15 protein-coding genes are annotated in these 17,465 nt (G+C 68.2%); 8 read left to right on the top strand and 7 right to left on the bottom strand.

From position 1 onward, the window contains the following. The first annotated feature begins 37 nt into the window (after positions 1-37). A complete protein-coding gene (locus AC07VM_RS18665) occupies positions 38-1,453 on the top strand; it encodes an O-antigen ligase family protein (protein WP_494912726.1) in 1,416 nt (471 codons plus the stop codon). Beyond that, positions 1,450-2,748 (top strand): O-antigen ligase family protein, encoded by a 1,299-nt coding sequence (locus AC07VM_RS18660; protein WP_494912725.1) that lies wholly within the window; start codon positions 1,450-1,452, stop codon positions 2,746-2,748. The genes AC07VM_RS18665 and AC07VM_RS18660 overlap by 4 nt, the downstream gene beginning before the upstream one ends. A 22-nt stretch (positions 2,749-2,770) precedes the next feature. On the opposite strand, the gene galE is transcribed toward AC07VM_RS18660, so the two are convergent. Continuing rightward, a complete protein-coding gene (gene galE / locus AC07VM_RS18655) occupies positions 2,771-3,760 on the bottom strand; it encodes a UDP-glucose 4-epimerase GalE (RefSeq protein WP_494912723.1) in 990 nt (329 codons plus the stop codon). A 148-nt stretch (positions 3,761-3,908) separates the two neighbouring features. On the opposite strand from galE, the gene AC07VM_RS18650 reads away from it, so the two are divergent. The 3 genes from AC07VM_RS18650 to AC07VM_RS18640 are packed head-to-tail and all read left to right on the top strand — an operon-like array spanning position 3,909 to position 7,386. Then, the gene (locus AC07VM_RS18650) at positions 3,909-5,819 is read left to right on the top strand and encodes a glycosyltransferase (protein WP_494912721.1); all 1,911 of its coding nucleotides are present in this window, start codon (positions 3,909-3,911) and stop codon (positions 5,817-5,819) included. Then, a complete protein-coding gene (locus AC07VM_RS18645; RefSeq protein WP_494912720.1) occupies positions 5,816-6,778 on the top strand; it encodes a glycosyltransferase in 963 nt (320 codons plus the stop codon). The genes AC07VM_RS18650 and AC07VM_RS18645 overlap by 4 nt, the downstream gene beginning before the upstream one ends. A 2-nt stretch (positions 6,779-6,780) precedes the next feature. Further along, complete coding sequence (locus tag AC07VM_RS18640; protein ID WP_494912718.1) at positions 6,781-7,386, top strand: hypothetical protein; 606 nt, start codon at positions 6,781-6,783, stop codon at positions 7,384-7,386. 50 nt (positions 7,387-7,436) lie between these two features. Here AC07VM_RS18640 and AC07VM_RS18635 read toward each other — a convergent pair whose 3' ends face one another. The 3 genes from AC07VM_RS18635 to glf are packed head-to-tail and all read right to left on the bottom strand — an operon-like array spanning position 7,437 to position 10,136. Continuing rightward, complete coding sequence (locus tag AC07VM_RS18635; RefSeq protein ID WP_267417929.1) at positions 7,437-8,171, bottom strand: ABC transporter ATP-binding protein; 735 nt, start codon at positions 8,169-8,171, stop codon at positions 7,437-7,439. Beyond that, positions 8,171-8,989, bottom strand: coding sequence for an ABC transporter permease (locus AC07VM_RS18630; RefSeq protein WP_267417928.1), 819 nt, complete (start codon positions 8,987-8,989; stop codon positions 8,171-8,173). The genes AC07VM_RS18635 and AC07VM_RS18630 overlap by 1 nt, the downstream gene beginning before the upstream one ends. A gap of 10 nt (positions 8,990-8,999) precedes the next feature. Beyond that, positions 9,000-10,136 (bottom strand): UDP-galactopyranose mutase, encoded by a 1,137-nt coding sequence (gene glf / locus AC07VM_RS18625; protein WP_183152369.1) that lies wholly within the window; start codon positions 10,134-10,136, stop codon positions 9,000-9,002. A gap of 63 nt (positions 10,137-10,199) precedes the next feature. Between glf and AC07VM_RS18620 the strand changes: the two genes are divergently transcribed. From AC07VM_RS18620 to AC07VM_RS18610, 3 genes are read left to right on the top strand one after another with little or no spacing between them, the layout of a single operon-like run. After that, on the top strand, positions 10,200-10,628 hold the full coding sequence (locus AC07VM_RS18620) for a GtrA family protein (protein ID WP_494912715.1): 429 nt from the start codon (positions 10,200-10,202) through the stop codon (positions 10,626-10,628). Continuing rightward, a complete protein-coding gene (locus AC07VM_RS18615; RefSeq protein ID WP_494912714.1) occupies positions 10,621-11,592 on the top strand; it encodes a glycosyltransferase family 2 protein in 972 nt (323 codons plus the stop codon). Before AC07VM_RS18620 ends, AC07VM_RS18615 begins: the two co-directional genes overlap by 8 nt. 49 nt (positions 11,593-11,641) lie before the next feature. Beyond that, positions 11,642-12,928, top strand: coding sequence for an ArnT family glycosyltransferase (locus AC07VM_RS18610; protein WP_494912712.1), 1,287 nt, complete (start codon positions 11,642-11,644; stop codon positions 12,926-12,928). Positions 12,929-13,002: 74 nt separating this feature from the next. Here the strand turns inward: AC07VM_RS18610 and AC07VM_RS18605 are convergent, their stop codons facing one another. Genes AC07VM_RS18605 through wecB form a run of 3 tightly spaced genes read right to left on the bottom strand, consistent with a single transcriptional unit; the run spans position 13,003 to position 17,454 of the window. After that, entirely contained in the window at positions 13,003-14,298 is a 1,296-nt protein-coding gene (locus AC07VM_RS18605) for a nucleotide sugar dehydrogenase (protein WP_494912710.1), read from the bottom strand. A gap of 10 nt (positions 14,299-14,308) precedes the next feature. Next, positions 14,309-16,375, bottom strand: a complete 2,067-nt coding sequence (locus AC07VM_RS18600) for an acyltransferase family protein (RefSeq protein ID WP_494912709.1) — start codon at positions 16,373-16,375, stop codon at positions 14,309-14,311. Continuing rightward, the gene (wecB, locus tag AC07VM_RS18595; RefSeq protein WP_494912708.1) at positions 16,372-17,454 is read right to left on the bottom strand and encodes a non-hydrolyzing UDP-N-acetylglucosamine 2-epimerase; all 1,083 of its coding nucleotides are present in this window, start codon (positions 17,452-17,454) and stop codon (positions 16,372-16,374) included. Before wecB ends, AC07VM_RS18600 begins: the two co-directional genes overlap by 4 nt. Positions 17,455-17,465 lie beyond the last annotated feature (11 nt).

The raw sequence follows: 17,465 nt of genomic DNA, 5'->3' as shown, positions 1-17,465 counted from the left end.
AGGGACGCGCCGAGCGGGGCGCGGTAGCCTGATCCCGATGGCCCAGTACACCAAGCACCCGGTGACAGCCCCGCCCACGGCGCCGGAGCGCGAGTCGACGGGGCACCTGCTGCTGCGCGGCTACGTGATCCTCGTGCTCGTGGTCACGTTCGCCCACACCGCGGTGTACAACCTGCTCGGCATGGAGGGCGCCGGCGTCACCCTCGCCGTCTTCACCCTCGCCACGCTCGCCATCGGCATCCCGATGCTGACGCGCAACCGGCCGCAGCCCTTCCGCTGGCGACGGCTGCCGTGGACGGCACTCGGCTACACCGCACTCGCGCTCGTCTCCGTGGCCTGGTCCCAGTGGCGTGGGCCGACGCTGATCACGTGGGCGCTGCTGGCCGCCGTCACGGTCAACGGGCTGTTCATCGCCCACGTTCTCACCTGGCACGAGATCGTGCGCGCGCTCTCGTCCGCCTTCAAGTGGATCCTGGGCCTCTCGCTGGCGATCGAGCTCTGGGTGTCACTCGTCCTGCACGGGCCGCTGCTGCCCAACTTCTTCACGCCCCCCGACGGGAAGATCGACCCGCAGTGGTACTGGGTCCGCGACAACCTGTTCGACGGCGGACGGATCCAGGGCATCGTCGGCAACGCGAACCTGCTGGCGATCATCTCGCTCTTCGCGATCATCACGTTCGGGGTGCTGTTCGCCGCTCGCGCGCGCTGGCGCACCACGCTCGCCCTCTGGATGGCCCTCGCCGCGTACTTCCTGTTCCGCACGTCGTCGGTCACCGCGCTCGCGTGCGCCGCGGCCGCCGCCGTCGTCCTCGCCGTCGCCCTCCTGATGCGGAGGGCCCGCACCCCCGGAGCGCGCACCCGCATCTACGTGATCGCCATCGGCGGCACGGTGCTCGGCGCCGGGATCGTCTGGCTGCTGCGGGACTGGCTCCTCGGTCTGGTCGGCCGCTCCTCCGATCTCACCGGCCGCTCGGACCTGATCTGGACCAAGGTCCTCGAGCGCGTGCGCGATCATCCTCTGTTCGGCAACGGCTTCTCCAGCCCGTGGATCCCGGACGACCCCGCGTTCGACGGCTGGATCGTCGACCACGGCATCAGCGTCTTCCATGCGCACAACATGTGGCTCGACGTGCTGTTCCAGCTCGGCGTGCTGGGCCTCATCCTGATGGCCGTCGCCTACCTGACCCTGCTGTGGCGCTCGTGGTTCTTCGCGATCGACCGTCCGCGCTGGGACCTCGACGCCGAGCGCCCGTACTCCCCGCTCACCCTGCTGCCCAGCCTGTTCACCGTGGTCCTGCTCGTGCAGGGTCTCTCGGAGTCGACGCCGATCATGCTGTGGGGGTGGCTGCTCCTCGTGCTCCTGTCGTTCAAGCTGAAGTCCGTGCCGCTGGTCGGCGTCGGCGAGCGCGACCTCGTGTTCGAGCGCGGCGCCCGGCAACGGCGGGTGCCGTGACGTCGGCGCGTCCGCTCACCCGGCTGCTCGGGTCTGTGGAGCTCGCGCGCGCCTTCACGATCGCCGCGCTCCTCGCCGTCTTCGGGTCGTATGCGATCGAGCGCATGGCCTCGCGGGCCACCCTCGCCACCGTCATCACCGTGCTGTGCCTGCTGGGTGCCGCGATCCTCTGGGTGCGCCGCGACGAGCTCTCCCCGCTCCGGATCGCCCCCTCCTCGCTGTTCGCATTCCTGGGCTGGGCGCTGCTGAGCCTGGTCTGGACGACGGACCGCTCGGACACCGTGTTCGGATGGATGGCGCTGTTCGGCTACGCCTTCCTCGCGATCACCATCGGCCACATCCGGGACACGCTGCAGACCGTCCGGGCCATCGGCGACACGCTCCGCGTGCTCCTCGCCGCCTCGCTCGGACTCGAGATCCTGTCCGGGATCCTGCTCGACCTCCCGTTCACCTTCCTCGCGATCCAGGGCAACCTCGCCGAGGGCGGGCCGGTGCAGGGCCTGTTCGGCAGCCGCAACATGCTCGGCTTCATCGCAGTGATCGCCCTCATCACGTTCGTGATCGAGTGGCGCACGCAGTCGGTGGAGCCTCCCCTCGCGGTGGGCTCCATCGCCCTCGCGGGGTCCCTGGCGTTCCTCTCCGCCTCCCCCACCGTGCTCGTGCTCGCGGTAGCCGTCGGCATCGTGACGCTCGCGCTCACGATCGTCCGTCACACGTCGCCGGAGCGTCGCAACCTCGTGCAGTGGATGCTGGGCGCCCTGGTCGCCGTGACGCTCACGATCGCCTTCGCGCTGCGCCACCAGATCATCGCGCTGCTCGATGCCGGGTCCGACTTCTCGATCCGCGCGAGTCTGTGGAACACGATCCTCGACTTCGTCGCGGTGAAACCGATCCAGGGGTGGGGCTGGTTCGGCGACTGGGCACGGGGCGAGTACCCGTTCACCTACATCAACTTCCAGCTCGACGACCATCACCAGAGCGCGCTGAACGCGTTCTTCGACGTGCTGTTGCAGCTCGGGGCGGCCGGCCTGGTGCTGTTCCTGCTGCTCGGCGGCGTGGCGCTCATCCGCTCGTGGCTGGTCGCCAGCGTCCGCCGATCGGTGGTCTACGCGTGGACACCCATCACGCTGGTCACGCTCGCGGTCGACTCGATGTTCGAGAGCTTCACGCTCGTCGGCGCCGGATGGTTCCTGCTGGTGCTCTGCGCGCTGCGGGCGGGTCAGTCACGGTCCTGGCGCGAGAACATCGACGCGGCGCACACGGGCGCGATCCCGACCCTCCGCCCTCAGGCGTAGCCGGATCGGCGTTCCGGCGCTCTCAGCGCAGGGAGCGCAGCTTCTCGGCCCAGGCGATCGCGTCGCGCACGCCGTCGTCCACCGAACGCTGGGCGCTCCATCCGAGCACCTCTGCCGCGCGGTCGACGATCGCGAACGCACCGGCCTGGTCGCCGGGACGCCGATCGGTCTCCACGACGGGGAGCGGCTCCCCGGTCACCCGCTCGAACGCCGCCACGAGCTCGCGGACGGTCACACCGTCGCCGGTGCCGAGGTTGACCACCTGGTACGGCGCGTCGAGCGTCGCGACCTCGTCGAACCGCTGCACCGCCGCGACGTGCGCGAGCGCGAGATCCCAGACGTGGATGTAGTCGCGAAGGCCGGAGCCGTCGCGGGTCGCCCAGTCGGTGCCCGTGATGGTGAAGGGCTCGCCGTTCGCGCGGGCCTGCATGATCTTGCCCAGCGCGTGCGAGGGTGTCGGGTTCTGCAGACCGGTGCGCAGCCGGGGGTCGGCGCCGATCGGGTTGAAGTAGCGGAGCGCGATGGCACGGAAGTCTCCCGCGTTCGCCGCATCGTCGAGGATCTGCTCGACCATCGCCTTGGTCGTCGCGTACGGGCTCGCCGGAGCGAGCGTGCCGTTCTCGTCGACCCCGTCGCCGGTCTCGCCGGCGTACACCGAGGCGGAGGAGCTGAACACGATGCGCGGGATGCCCGCATCGCGCAGGCGCTGGAGCAGCACGATCGTCTTTCCGACATTGGCGTCGTAGTACCCGAGCGGATCGGCGACGGATTCCGGGACGACGATCCGGGCCGCGCAGTGGATCACCGCGTCGATGTCGGGGTGGTCGGCCAGCAGGCCCTCCACCACCTCGCGGTCGGCGATGTCGCCGACGTAGAGCTCGCGCCCCTCGCCGAAGGCCCTCCTGCCCTTGGACAGGTCGTCGAGGATGACCACGTCGATCCCGGCTTCGATGCACGCCGTCGCGACGGTTGACCCAATGTAGCCGGCGCCGCCGGTGATCAGTACCTTCATCGCGGTCAGTCTAGCCAGTGCGTCTGGAGGCCAGGAGGGAGGCTCTCCGCAGATCCAGAGGTCATCGACGGTAGGCTACTCACTGCTCGTCGAGTCCCGCGCTGTCCCCGGACAGCGGTCTGCGGCACCAACATCGGAGAACCTCCCAGTGGCCCACGTCCTTCAGAACGTCGTCTTCCCACTTGATCGCGACCCCGACCTCCTCCCGCTCTACGCCGACCCGGAGACGTGGTCCGTGATCGAGGACGAACCCGTCCGCGTCTCCAACCGCGCACATCTCGGGAACATCCTGGGCCGCCACCGCGCCCGCATCGTCGCCGGTCGTCGCGTGTCCCTGGGGACGTACTTCAACGCCTTCCCCGCCTCGTACTGGCAGCACTGGACCAGCGTGCGCCAGGTGACCCTCACGGTGCGCACCACCGGTCCGGCGACCCTCCTGGTCTACCGCTCCAACGGCTCGGGCGTCCGTCAGCGGATCGCCACCCGCGAGGTGACGGGCGAGGCATCGACGTCCTTCGATCTCGAGCTCACCCAGTACAGCGACGGCGGCTGGATCTGGTTCGACATCGTCGCCGACGAGAAGCCCGCCGTGCTCGAAGGCGCGGAGTGGACCACCGAGCAGGAGCCCGCGCGCACCGGCAAGGCCTCGCTCGGCATCACCACCTACAACAAGCCGGACTACTGCGTCGAGACCCTGCGCGCCCTCGCCGCGTCGCCGGATGCGCTCGAGTTCGTGGACCGCATCTTCCTCGTCGACCAGGGCACCCAGCTCGTCTCGGACCAGGACGGCTACGCCCACGTGGCCGAGCGCCTCGGGGAGACGCTCCAGGTGATCCGTCAGGACAACCTCGGCGGCTCGGGAGGCTTCGCCCGCGCGATGCACGAGACCCTGCAGCGCCCGGAGAGCGACTTCGTGCAGCTCCTCGACGACGACGTGCGGCTCGAGCCCGAGTCGCTGCGTCGATCCATCGTCTTCGGTCAGTACGCGACCAGCCCGGTCCTCGTGGGCGGGCACATGTTCGATCTCCTCGATCGTCCCAAGCTGCACGGCTGGGCCGAGGTCGTCGACGAGGGCCCGTTCATGTGGCGCAACCTCTACCAGGAGAAGATGCCGCACGATTTCGGCGTCGCGAACCTGCGACAGTCGAGCCTCCTGCACATGCGCATGGACGCCGACTACAACGGCTGGTGGATGTGCCTCATCCCCCTCGACGCCATCCGCGAGGTGGGCCTGTCCCTTCCGGCCTTCATCAAGTGGGACGACGCGGAATTCTGTCTCCGCGCCGGCGAAGCCGGGTTCCCGACCGTTTCCATGCCTGGCGTCGCGCTCTGGCACGTGTCGTGGGTGAACAAAGACGACTCCATCGACTGGCAGGCGTATTTCCACGCTCGCAACCGCATCGTCGCCGGTCTGCTGCACTCGAACGTGCCTCGCGGCGGTCGTCTGATCGTGCACAGTCGTCGGGTCGATCTGAAGCACCTCATGATGATGCAGTACTACCCGGTCGCCCTGCGGGCACAGGCCCTGCGCGACATCCTCTCCGGCCCCGCGCACATGCGCGACAACCTGGCGACAGCGATGCCGGCCGCGCGCGCCCTGGCCGGCGAGTTCCCGGAGACCGTCGTGCATCGCGACCCCGCCAAGGTGTTGCATTCGCGCCGCGGCCGGCAGGTGTACAAGCAGCTTCCGAAGAACGACCTCGACAGCCCGAAGGGGCTGCGACTCCGGTGGTTCACGCTGAGGACACTCGCCTCTCACCTCGTGCACCGGCCTTCGCCGGCGAACGTCGCCCAGCCGGAAGTCGAGTTCGGCAAGGAAGACGCGCACTGGTGGCGCGTCCCGGCGTTCGACAGCGCCCTGGTGAGTGCCGCCGACGGCTCCGGCAAGAACATCTACACCCGCGACCGCGCGAAGTACCGTCGGATGCTGCGCGAGACGCTCCGGCTGCACGCCGAGCTCCGTCGCCGGTGGCCGGAGCTGCAGAAGCAGTATCGCGAGGCGCTCCCCGAGCTCGTCTCCCCCCAGTCCTGGCAGCAGATCTTCGAGGAGAAGGCATGACCGCGGCGCCCGCTGCATTCGATCCCACAGCAGCGACGATCGTCATCGTCACCTTCAACCGCTCGCACCTCCTCTCCGGTCTGCTCACCAGCATCACCGCGATGGACCCGAAGCCCGGCCACGTGGTGATCATCGACAACGCCTCCGCGGACGACACCACCGACGTCGTCGAGTCGTTCCGGGAGGACATCGGCACCGAGATCGTCTACCGGCGCCTGGAGACGAACACCGGCGGCTCCGGTGGCTTCAGCGAGGGCATGCGCACGGCGTACGAGCTGGGTTCCGAGTGGATCTGGATGATGGACGACGATGTGGAGGTCCTCCCCGAGGGACTCGCCAAGATGGGCGTGTGGAGTACCCGCTTCAAGAGCATCCAGGGCCGCCGCTACGACTACGACGGCAGCGAGTTCTACTGGCAGTACCGCATCGCCGAGCGCATGGGCATCCCGATCCCGTTCGCTCCGTCCAGCTTCGACGAGTCGGGCTACAAGGAGATGAACAGCGGCTGCTTCGAGGGCATGTTCATCCACCGCTCGATCGTCCAGCAGATCGGACTCCCCGACCCGCGCTTCTTCATCTACTGGGACGACCAGATGTACGGCTGGCTGGCCTCGCGCCTGACCACGGCCGTGATCGTCGACGAGTTCGTGCTGCGACGCACGCGTGAGATCAAGCAGTGGGACATGGGCATCCGCCACATGAACGCGTCCAGCAACGCCTACCGCTACTACATCATGCGCAACCGCGGCTTCATCAAGCAGTACTACCGCGTCCACGGCGTCTACAACCCGGTGCTGTTCGGCCTCGGCACGGCGGCGACCTTCTTCAAGGAGCTCATCCGGCTCGCGTTCGTGGAGCGGACCGTGCGCGGCACCAGCAACCTGTTCCGGGGCATCCGCGATGGCGGCAAGGCCGGCCGCGACCGCACCTGGCAGCCGATGCCTCCCCTGGAGGCGTGACGATGGACGAGCAGCAGCCCGAGCTGCGCTGGGCGCCGTTGCCGCCCGCGCCGAAGAAGACCGGGCGGGTGTGGCTCATCGTGGGCCTCTCCGTCGCGGCCCTCGCGATCGTCGGCGTGCTGCTCTTCTTCCTGCTCCCGCGTGGGGATGCACCGACGCCGACCGGGAGCCCGTCGCCGACGCCCTCGACATCGGCGACCAGCACCCCGACCTCGAGCCCGACCTCGACGCCGACGCCGACGGGATCGCCCGCGCCGACGCGGACCCCGATGGTGACTCCCCCGCCGGCTGCCGACCCGAGCGTCGAGACGTTCCGTGGACAGGTGAGCGGATGGCTGAACACCGCTCCCCGTGGCCTCGACATCATCTCCGGCGCCAGCGACCAGGACGCGCTGCCGGTGGTCGACTCGCTCCAGCAGGACGCGCAGCGGCTGTCGGACGCCCAGGCCCCGTCATCGATCGATCAGAAGTGGCGCGACGGCGTCTCGGCGTACGCGAAGACGCTCGCACAGCTGCGCACCGCGATCACGAGCGGCTCCGGTGTCCCCGGTGCTGTCGATGCCGCGCGCACGTCCGTCCAGAACCTGCGGAGCCTGGTCGGTCTCTGAGCCGACCCACGGAGCCCCACCGGCGTCCGAGACGTGACGGGGCCGAGAGGCTAGACGGCGTGGTCGGCGTTGTAGCGGTCGAGCACCTCGGCGATCGGCGCGTCGAGCGCGAGGGCGCCCTTGTCCAGATAGAGCCCCCGGGTGCAGAACCGTCGCAGGTCACGCTCGTTGTGGCTCACGAAGAACAGCGTCCGCCCTTCGGCGAGCAGCTCGTCGATCCGCTTGTAGCACTTGTCGCGGAAGGCCTTGTCGCCGACCGCGAGCACTTCGTCGACCAGCAGGATCGGCTCATCGAGCTGTGACACCACCGAGAAGGCGAGACGCACCTTCATGCCGTTGGAGAGGTGCTTGTAGGGCGTCTCCTCGAAGCCCGCGAGCTCGGCGAAGGCGATGATGTCGTCGTAGCGCCGGGAGACCTCGTCTCGCGACATCCCGTGCAGGCCCGCGGTCAGCCGCACGTTCTCGCGCACGGTGAGGTCGCCGACGAACCCTCCGGTGATCTCGATCAGCGGGGCCACACCGCCGTTCACCGAGACGGTCCCCTCGTCGGGGAGCAGCACCTTGGCGACGAGGCGGAGCAGCGTGGACTTGCCCTGACCGTTGCGTCCGACGACGCCGATCGACTCCCCCGGCTGCACCGTGAAGGAGACGTCGCGCAGCGCCCAGAACTCGCCCGGTCGCGAACGACGGGACGCGCCCGCGAACAGATCCTTGAGGCTGCGACGTCCCCGCTTGTTGCGGCGGAAATGAACGCCGAGCCCCTGCACCTCGATGGCCGCCGACATCACAGCTCCTTCAGCACGGGTCGTTCCAGCTTCCGGAACGTCCAGATGCCGAGAGCGAGGATCAGGAGGGTCATCACGACGCTGATCACGAGCGTGAAGGGGTTCCACTGGTCGGGGAAGAACGGCATCCGGTAGAGCATGAAGATGCCGGCGAGGGGATTGAACGCACCGAGCGTCTGGAAGACCCCGGGGAGGTCCGTCACGTTGTAGATGATCGGCGTCGCGTAGAACATCGCTCGGAGGATGAGTGCCGTGGTCCGCTCCAGGTCGACGTACATCACGCACAGCGGCGCGACGAGGAGACCGAGCCCCACGAGGAGCACAGTCTGCAGCAGCATCGCGACGGGCATCCAGAGGACGCCCCACCCCACCTGCACGACCTCGTCGGGGTTCGACTCGATGAGGAGGTTGACCACGATGAACAGCACGAGCACGGGCAGGGAGAAGAGGTACTCCATGCCCTTGCTCAGCACGATCCGGTTCACCCAGATCGATCGCGGGATCGCCGTGGAGCGTACGAGGCGTGCATCCTTCTTGAAGGCTCGCGTGAAGTCCGACACCGAGGCGTTGAACCACACCCAGGGCAGCAGCGCGCTGATCAAGAAGATGATGTACGGCGACTCGCCCACATCGCGATGGAAGATCTGCGTGAAGACGAACCAGTAGATCGCGCTCATGACGAGCGGATCGAGGACCGACCACAGGTAGCCGAGGAAGCTCGTCGAGTACCGGACCTTCAGGTCGCGGGCAGAGAGCAGCCACAGCGAATGCAGATATCGCCGGGGCGTCCCGGGCGCCCCGACAGCAGCGTGACTCACGATGTCGAGTCTAGGAGAGAGTGTTGTTCCACAGCGACAGCGCCGAGCCGATGGCCATGTGCATGTCGAGGTACTGGTACGTGCCGAGACGTCCACCGAAGTGCACGTCCTGCTCGCCCTTCGCGAGCTCGCGGTAGGCCAGCAGCCCCTCGCGGTCGGTCGGGGTGTTCACCGGGTAGTACGGCTCGTCCTCGCGCTCGGCGAAGCGCGAGAACTCGCGCATGATCACCGTCTTGTCCGACTCGTACACGTCCTTGCGCTCCGGGTGGAAGTGCTTGAACTCGTGGATGCGCGTGTACGGCACGTCCATGTCGGGGTAGTTCATCACGCTCGTGCCCTGGAAGTCGCCGACGTTCAGCACCTCCTGCTCGAAGTCGAGGGTGCGCCAGCTCAGTGCCCCCTCGGCGTAGTCGAAGTAGCGGTCGACGGGCCCGGTGTACACGACGGGGACCTGGCCGACGGTCGCCTTCTTGCTGAGCGGCTGCGCGTCGTCGAAGTAGTCGACGTTCAGCTTCACGTCGATGTTGGGGTGATCCGCCATCCGCTCCAGCCACGCGGTGTAGCCGTCGGTAGGCAGGCCCTCCCAGGTGTCGTTGAAGTAGCGGTTGTCGTAGGTGTAGCGCACCGGGAGGCGGCTGATGATGTCGCCCGAGAGCTTCTGCGGGTCGGTCTGCCACTGCTTCGCGGTGTAGTCGCGGAAGAACGCCTCGAACAGCGGGCGTCCGACGAGAGCGATGCCCTTCTCCTCGAAGTTCGCGGCGGTCTTCGCGTCGAACTCCCCCGCCTGCTCCTTCACCAGCGCGCGCGCCTGGTCGGGCGTGTAGGCGGACTGGAAGAACTGGTTGATCGTGCCGAGGTTCACCGGCATCGGGAAGACCGTGCCCTTGTGGGTCGTGTAGACGCGGTGCACGTAGTTCGTGAAGCTCGTGAAGCGGTTGACGTACTCCCACACGGTCGCGTTCGAGGTGTGGAAGAGGTGCGCACCGTAGCGGTGCACCTCGATCCCGGTCTCGGGCTCCGCCTCGCTGTAGGCGTTGCCGCCGATGTGGTGGCGGCGGTCGATGACAGTCACCTTGCGGCCGGCTTCGGCGGCACGCTCAGCGATGGTGAGGCCGAAGAAACCCGACCCGACGACAAGAAGATCCATGCCGTCCATCGTATCGGCGGCGGGCCGACCGAACCTGCGTACCCCGTCTGAGACAATGGGCGCATGCCGAAAACTGCCCGCGACCTGGCGCGCCTCGCCTGGGGCAGCAGCGCTGTCAGGTATCTCGTCGTCGGCGGATTCTGTTTCCTCGTCGATGTGGGACTCCTGTGGCTGGCGCATGACGTGCTCGGCGCGCCGCTCGCGATCGCGACGCCTCTCGCCTTCCTCGCCTCCTTCGCCGTGACGTACACGCTTCAGCGCGTCGTCTCGTTCTCGTCGGATTCCCAGGTCGTGCCGAGTGTGGCCCGCTACACGGCGCTCGTCATCTTCAACACGCTCGCGACGACCGGCATCGTCTGGCTCGTCGACCAGAGCGGTGCCGGATGGTTCGCAGGAAAGGTCGTCGCCGTGGTGGCGACGACGGTCTGGAACTACTTCGCCTATCGTTACTGGGTGTTCGCCACCCCCTCGACCCGGAGTTCCGATGTATAAGAATGCGACCATCGCGGCGGTCGTGCCGGCGTTCAAGGAAGAGAAGATGATCGCCACGGTCATCGAGACGATGCCGGAGTACGTCGACCACATCGTCATCGTCGATGACTGCAGCCCCGATGCGACCAGCCAGGCGGTGCGTGCCGTCGGCGATCCGCGGGTCACGCTCATCCGTCATGAAGAGAACCAGGGCGTCGGCGGGGCGATCATCACCGCCCACCGTGCCGCGATGGAGCTCGGCGCCGATGTGAACGTCGTGATGGCGGGCGACGCGCAGATGGATCCCGCCTACCTGCCGGCGCTGCTGGACACGGTGACGGACGGCGGCTTCGGGTTCGCGAAGGCCAACCGGTTCTACTCCCCGGAATCGTTCCGGGGGATGCCGGGGCATCGCGTCTTCGGGAACATCGTGCTCTCCTTCTTCACGAAGTTGGCATCGGGGTACTGGAACCTCTTCGACCCGCAGAACGGGTACACGGCGATCCGCACCGAGGTCCTCGAGCGCGTCCCTCTCGATCGCGTGGCCAAGCGGTACAGCTTCGAGAACGATCTCCTCATCCACCTGAACATCCTGCAGGTACCGGCGACAGACGTGCCGATCCCGGCCGTGTACGGCGACGAGGTCTCCAGCATCCGTCTGAGCAAGGTCATCCCGGAGCTGCTCAACCGACTGACCGTCGGATACTGGTCGCGCATCTGGTACCGCTACGTGCTGTGGTCCTTCTCCCCCATCGCGCTGCTGCTCTTCGCCGGCCTGCTGCTGTTCACCATCGGTGTGGGCATCAGCATCTGGGTGATGTTCCAGATCGCCGGATCGGTCGTCGCGACGGCCGCGACCGTCATGCTCGCCGCACTCCCGCTGATGATCGGCACGCAGATGCTCATCAGCGCCCTGCAACTCGACATACAGGCGACCCCCTCCACCCCGACCTACTCACCGTTCGACGCGAGTCGAACGGACTGACCGCCGACGGCGCGCGCCCGCGCCGCCCGACAACGAACGAGACCATCTCATGAGTTCCGACACCACCTCCGCCCCGTCGCGCGTGTCGCGCGCGCTCGCGTGGGGCTCCACTCGACGAGCCGACATCCTCACCTGGATCATCGTGCTCGGGAGCTTCGTCGTCGGCTATGTGGCCTATGTCCGCCGCCTCCCGTTCTTCTATCCGGACTCGCGCTACTACCTGGCGATGGCGTACTGGTTCGGGGGCGAGTCGCAGGAGTCGGCACGTGATCTCACCATCGAGTTCGCCGACGCGTACCGGGTGCCGGTCCCGGACATCGATCAGCTGTTCGGCTGGGGACTCGTGCAGCCGCGCGTCGTCCTCCCGGCACTCGCCGCCCTCCCCGTACGCCTCTTCGGCCCGTTCGGCCTGGCCGCGACCGTCCTGGTCATCCTCCTGGCGATGACGATCGTCTTCACCCAGATCCTCCGCCGCCGGTTCGGCAACGGCGTGGCCGTCACCGTCATGCTGCTGGTCAACACCAGCTATCAGCTGATGATGTTCAACGCCGGCATGCTCACCGAGTCTCTCTCCGCGCTGTGGACGGCACTCACCCTTCTCGCCACCTGGGCATGGTTCCGCAAGCGAAGCGGCTGGCTCCTCGGTGCGGTGGCGCTCACCGTCGTGGGGTCGGCATTCACTCGGCAGGCGACCTTCATCGTCGCGGGGGCGTTCGTGATGGCCTGGCTGCTCGGCTCGCTCGTCCAGCGACGCTGGAGCGCGTGGGGTTGGCCTGCCCTCGTCGTCGCGGGAACCGCGATCGTCTGCCAGGTCCTCCAGACTGCCCTCTTCCCGTCGTTCTCCCAGCTCGACCAGTTCCTCAAGAAGGCCGAGGTGGACACGCTGGGCGAGGCCATCCTGGCCGTCCCCCGCATGGCTCTGCAGATCCTCGCCAGGGACACCAACACTTTCCTCACCCGCGACCTGACCCTGCTGATCCTCATCATCCTCGCCGTCGTCGGTATGATCCTCTTCTTCCGACGCTCCGAGTCGCATCTGCTGCTGGGAGCGATCCTCGGCACGGCGCTCTACAACATCACGAACGGCACACCCACCCAGTTCCGGTACGCGGTGCCGGGGCTCATCTTCTTCGTGCTCGCCGCGGCGCTGACACTGCGAGCCGCGACGCGGGGGCCCGACCCGATGGCGGCCGACGAAGCGGTCGTCGGTGCGGTCGATGGCGGTGCCGCCGATGGCGGTGCGGTCGACGACGAGTCGATCGACGATGAGGCGATCGGCGACGAGGCGGTGGATGGCGAGAGTGCCGTGCCGGATGCGGCACCCGCCACGAAATAGACGCTCCTGGTCCGCCCGGAACGACGAAGGCGGCGTCCCCCACCGGGGGCGCCGCCTTCGTCGTTCAGAGAGCGTTATGCAGCGGTTCCCACGACGATGCGCGGCGTGCCCGCCCAGCGGGCGGCGTCCGTCGCCGCACGTCCGTCGACGAGCAGCTTCACGCCGGGGAGCTGGTCAGGTCCGAGCTCCTTGTAGTCGGCGTGGTCGGTCTGCAGGATCGCGAGGTCGACCTCTCCACCGATCGCGTAGGGCTCGAACCCGAGGCCACGCAGCTCCTCGTCGGTGTACAGCGGGTCGTGCACGACGACCTCGGCGCCCCGATCCTTGAGAGCCTTCACCGTCGGGAAGACACCGGAGAACGCGGTCTCCTTGACGCCACCGCGGTAGGCGGCGCCGAGGACGACGGCGCGCTGGCCGCTGAGGTCGCCCAGGATGCCCTCGGCCTGTGCGACGAGGCGCTCCGGCATCGATGCGTTCAGCTGGCGGGCGACGCGGACGATGTCGGCATCGGGGTCGGTCGACAGGTACAGGCGCGGGTAGACCGGGATGCAGTGTCCGCCGACGGCGATGCCGGGCCGGTGGATGTGGCTGTAGGGCTGCGAGTTGCAGGCTTCGATCACCTTGTACACGTCGATGCCGTGCGACGCGGCGAACAGCCCGAACTGGTTCGCGAGCCCGATGTTCACGTCGCGGTAGGTGGTCTCCGCGAGCTTCGCCATCTCGGACGCCTCGGTCGTTCCGAGGTCCCACACGCCGTTCGGACGGGGCAGGTCGGGCCGCTCGTCGAACTGCAGGACGGCCTCGTAGAACTCGCGTGCGCGGCGGTTGCCCTCGTCCGAGAGCGCCCCGATGAGCTTGGGGTACTTGCGCAGGTCGGCGAACACGCGGCCGGTGAGCACGCGCTCCGGCGAGTAGGCCAGGAAGAAGTCCTTGCCTTCGACGAGGCCGGAGCCCTCCTCGAGCATCGGCTTCCAGCGCTCGCGCGTGGTGCCGACCGGGAGGGTGGTCTCGTACGACACCAGGGTGCCGGGCGTCAGGTGCTCGGCGAGCGAACGCGTCGCCGCATCCATGTACTTGAAGTCGGGTTCCCAGGTCTCGTCGTTCACGAAGACGGGGGCGACGAGCACGACGGCGTCCGCGCCGGGGATGGCCTCGGCGTAATCCGTGGTCGCCCGCAGGCGGCCGGACGGGATCAGCTCGGCGAGACGCTCCTGGAGCTCGGCTTCCCCGGGGAAGGGCTCCTGCGCCGCATTGATGGTGTCGACGGCCTTCTGGTTCACGTCGACGCCGATCACGTCGTGACCCGAAGAGGCGAACTGGACGGCGAGAGGGAGCCCGATCTTTCCGAGGGCCACGACGGCGATACGCATGGTGTCCATTCTACGGGTCTGTTCCGGCATCGACGCCGAGGAGGGAGGCGAGCGAGGGCTCGAGCGCCGGTGCGAGATAGGAGACGAACGTCGAGGTCATGTGGTTCACGTCGCGGTACACGAAGATGTCGTCGACGATCACCGGGCAGGTGTCGGCGTCGCAGATGAAATCGCTGAGATCGGCGTACACCGCGCCGGCGCCTTCGGCCGCCTCGCGCTCCTGGCCGGTGAACGCGGCGTCCAACACGCTCGCCCGCTCCCCGTCGCACACCGAGACGTCGAGGACGTTCGCCGAGACGCACGTCGCCGGCGCCGCGGAGAACCGCGGGGTGTCCGCGATGACCAGTACCTCGCTCCCCGCCTCTCGGAGACGGGAGACCGTGCTCTGGACGCCCTCCTCCCAGGCACGCGAGCGGGCCTGGTCGTCGTCGGCTCCGTCGAGCGCATACCCCGCGTAGCTGGAGAACACGACGAGGTCGGGCGGATCGGCGACCAGCGAGGTGAGCACCTTCTCGCGCCATCGGTCGCACGACGCGTAGGGCACGTCCTTGTCGAGCACCGTCACGTCGACCGCGGGGCACGACGACTTCGTGTAGGCGTCGATCCGGATGTCCCCCACCTCGTCGGCGTAGTCCTCGACGGCAGGGAACCACTGCGCCGAATGGGAGTCGCCGAAGACCGCGATCGTGCGGCTGCCGTCCAGGTCCCCGTAGTGGCACTGCTGCACGTCTTCGCGCTTCACGTCGTAGTGGCAGCCGTCGCCGTACATGGGTGCGACATCCGCGGCCACGGCGTCGAGACCCGGGGTCATGTTGCGCGGGACGAACGGGGTCGCGTTCGGCGGAGAGACCGGGAAGTCCGGGGCGGCGGCGACAGCCTCGCCGGTGCCGACATCGCGCGTCGCGGCCCATTGCACGGCTCCCAGCGTTCCGGCCACGAGGACGACCGTGAGCGCGAGAGTGCCCCAGAGCGTCGCTCTCGGCCGCCTGTCGACGAGGAACCGCGGGGCGCGCAGCGGCGTCTCCACCAAGCGGAACAGGAGCCACGCGAGCGGCAGCGCGATGACGATCCCCACCAGCACCTTGACGGTGAGGCGGAGCGGATTCTGCTCGCCGACGGCAGCCTGGGTCACGATCAGCAGCGGCCAATGCACGAGATAGAGCGAGTAGGAGATCAGGCCGATGAACTGCATCGGCCTGATCGAGAGCAACCGGGTCGGGCCCGCGGACGTCCCCCGCGCTCCGAACAGGATCACGAGCGCGGTGCCGAACACGGGCAGCATCGCGGCCGTGCCGGGGAACACCGTCTTGTCGTCGTAGAGGAGCGCGGAGCCCAGGATCATGGCGAGGCCGATCCAGCCCCCTGCCGCCTCCAGCCAGCGGGGGAAGCGCGGTGCACCGTGCAACAGGATCGCACCCACCAGGCCTCCGACGAGGAGCTCCCATGCCCGGGTCGGCAGGAGGAAGAACGCGGACGGCTGATCGAGCGGCGTCATGAGGACTCCGGCGACCAGACTCGCCCCGGCCAGGAGCACGATGCCCCCGATGACGAGCGCCCGGCGTCGACGCACGAGCATCACGAGCAGCACGAGGATCAGCGGCCAGACCAGGTAGAACTGCTCTTCGACGCCCAGGGACCAGTAGTGCTGGTAGGGGGAAGCCGAGTGGTCTGCCAGGTAATCGGTGTTCTGGATCGCGAACCACACGTTGGGGACGTAGAGGATCGTCGCGAGCGCGTCCCGCAGGATGCGCTCGAGGGCCAGCGGCGGGTAGAAGATGATGGCCGCGACAGCGGTCAGCACGGCCACGACCAGGGATGCGGGGAGGATGCGGCGGATGCGTCGCGCATAGAAGTCGGCGAAGCGGATGCGTCCGTCCCGCTCCAGCGACTCCATCAGATGGCTAGAGATCAGGAAGCCCGAGATCACGAAGAAGACGTCGACGCCGACGTAGCCGCCCGTGATGAACGGCACTCCCGCGTGGTACAGCAGCACCAGGCCGACGGCGACCGCGCGCAGGCCCTGGACGTCGGTCCGGAATCCGCGGCGAGGTCGGGACGCGATCTCAGCCGCGCTCACGCGACGGACGTCTCCCCGGCCGCTCGGATCAGTTCCTGGATGACGCGCTCCGCCGCGTGTCCGTCACCGTACGGGGCCTCCGACGTGTCGGCCGGGCGAGGACGCGTCACACCCGCCGAGATCTCCTCGGCCGTGTTCGCGAGGACGTTCCAGCCGAGCTGCACGGTCTCGACCCACTCGGTCTCGGTCCGGACGGTCGTGCAGGGCACGCGCAGCAGGAAGGCCTCCTTCTGGAGCCCGCCGGAGTCGGTGACGACACCGGCGCTGGAGAGTGCGGCGGCGATGAGATCGGGGTACGCGAGAGAGGGGTGGGCGATGAGGGATCCCTGCGTGAGCTCGATCCCGTGCGCGGCCGCCTTCGCGACGACGCGCGGATGGGCGAGCAGCACCACCGGCTTGTCGAGACCGCCCAGCGCGCTCACGACCTCGGTGAGTCGAGCCGGGTCGTCCGTGTTCTCGGCGCGGTGGATCGTCGCGACGTAGTACCCGCCCGCCTCCAGGCCGAGCTCGTCCAGGAGCGCGGACGGTCGGGAGCCGACCTCGTCGCGCACCTCGAACAGCACGTCGGTCATGACGTCGCCCACCAGGACGGTGCGGGCGCCGAGTCCCTCGCCTCGCAGGTGATCGACAGCCACCTGCGTCGGGGCCAGGAGCAGGTCGGCCGCGTGATCGGTCATGACGCGGTTGTGCTCTTCCGGCATCCGCCGGTTGAAGCTGCGCAGGCCTGCCTCGAGATGCGCGACCGGGATGTGCATCTTCACGGCGCTCAGCGCGGCGGCGACCGTCGAGTTCGTGTCGCCGTAGACCAGCACCCAGTCGGGACGGTGTGCATCGAAGACCGCGTCGAGCGCCGCCAGCATCGCGCCGGTCTGCACGCCGTGCGAGCCGCTGCCCACCCCGAGGTGCACGTCGGGGGCGCCGATGCCGAGGTCCTCGAAGAAGACATCGGAGAGCATGGGGTCGTAGTGCTGCCCGGTGTGCACGATGACGTGCTCGACACCCGCGGCGAGCGCGGCCTTGTGGATGGGGGCGAGCTTGACGAACTGGGGGCGCGCGCCCACGACGCTGACGATCTTCACGGAACACAATC

Source organism: Microbacterium sp. GW821-FHT01D02 (assembly GCF_059422585.1).
This window is presented reverse-complemented; position numbering and strand designations above follow the sequence as displayed.

Excerpts from the sequence above, each read along its gene's own strand:
- glf (WP_183152369.1), bottom strand. The coding sequence starts at position 10,136 with ATGGATCTTCTTGTCGTCGGGTCGGGTTTCTTCGGCCTCACCATCGCT.
- galE (WP_494912723.1), bottom strand. The coding sequence starts at position 3,760 with ATGAAGGTACTGATCACCGGCGGCGCCGGCTACATTGGGTCAACCGTC.
- AC07VM_RS18645 (WP_494912720.1), top strand. The coding sequence starts at position 5,816 with ATGACCGCGGCGCCCGCTGCATTCGATCCCACAGCAGCGACGATCGTC.
- AC07VM_RS18605 (WP_494912710.1), bottom strand. The coding sequence starts at position 14,298 with ATGCGTATCGCCGTCGTGGCCCTCGGAAAGATCGGGCTCCCTCTCGCC.
- AC07VM_RS18635 (WP_267417929.1), bottom strand. The coding sequence starts at position 8,171 with ATGTCGGCGGCCATCGAGGTGCAGGGGCTCGGCGTTCATTTCCGCCGC.
- AC07VM_RS18620 (WP_494912715.1), top strand. The coding sequence starts at position 10,200 with ATGCCGAAAACTGCCCGCGACCTGGCGCGCCTCGCCTGGGGCAGCAGC.
- AC07VM_RS18640 (WP_494912718.1), top strand. The coding sequence starts at position 6,781 with ATGGACGAGCAGCAGCCCGAGCTGCGCTGGGCGCCGTTGCCGCCCGCG.
- AC07VM_RS18615 (WP_494912714.1), top strand. The coding sequence starts at position 10,621 with ATGTATAAGAATGCGACCATCGCGGCGGTCGTGCCGGCGTTCAAGGAA.
- AC07VM_RS18610 (WP_494912712.1), top strand. The coding sequence starts at position 11,642 with ATGAGTTCCGACACCACCTCCGCCCCGTCGCGCGTGTCGCGCGCGCTC.
- AC07VM_RS18665 (WP_494912726.1), top strand. The coding sequence starts at position 38 with ATGGCCCAGTACACCAAGCACCCGGTGACAGCCCCGCCCACGGCGCCG.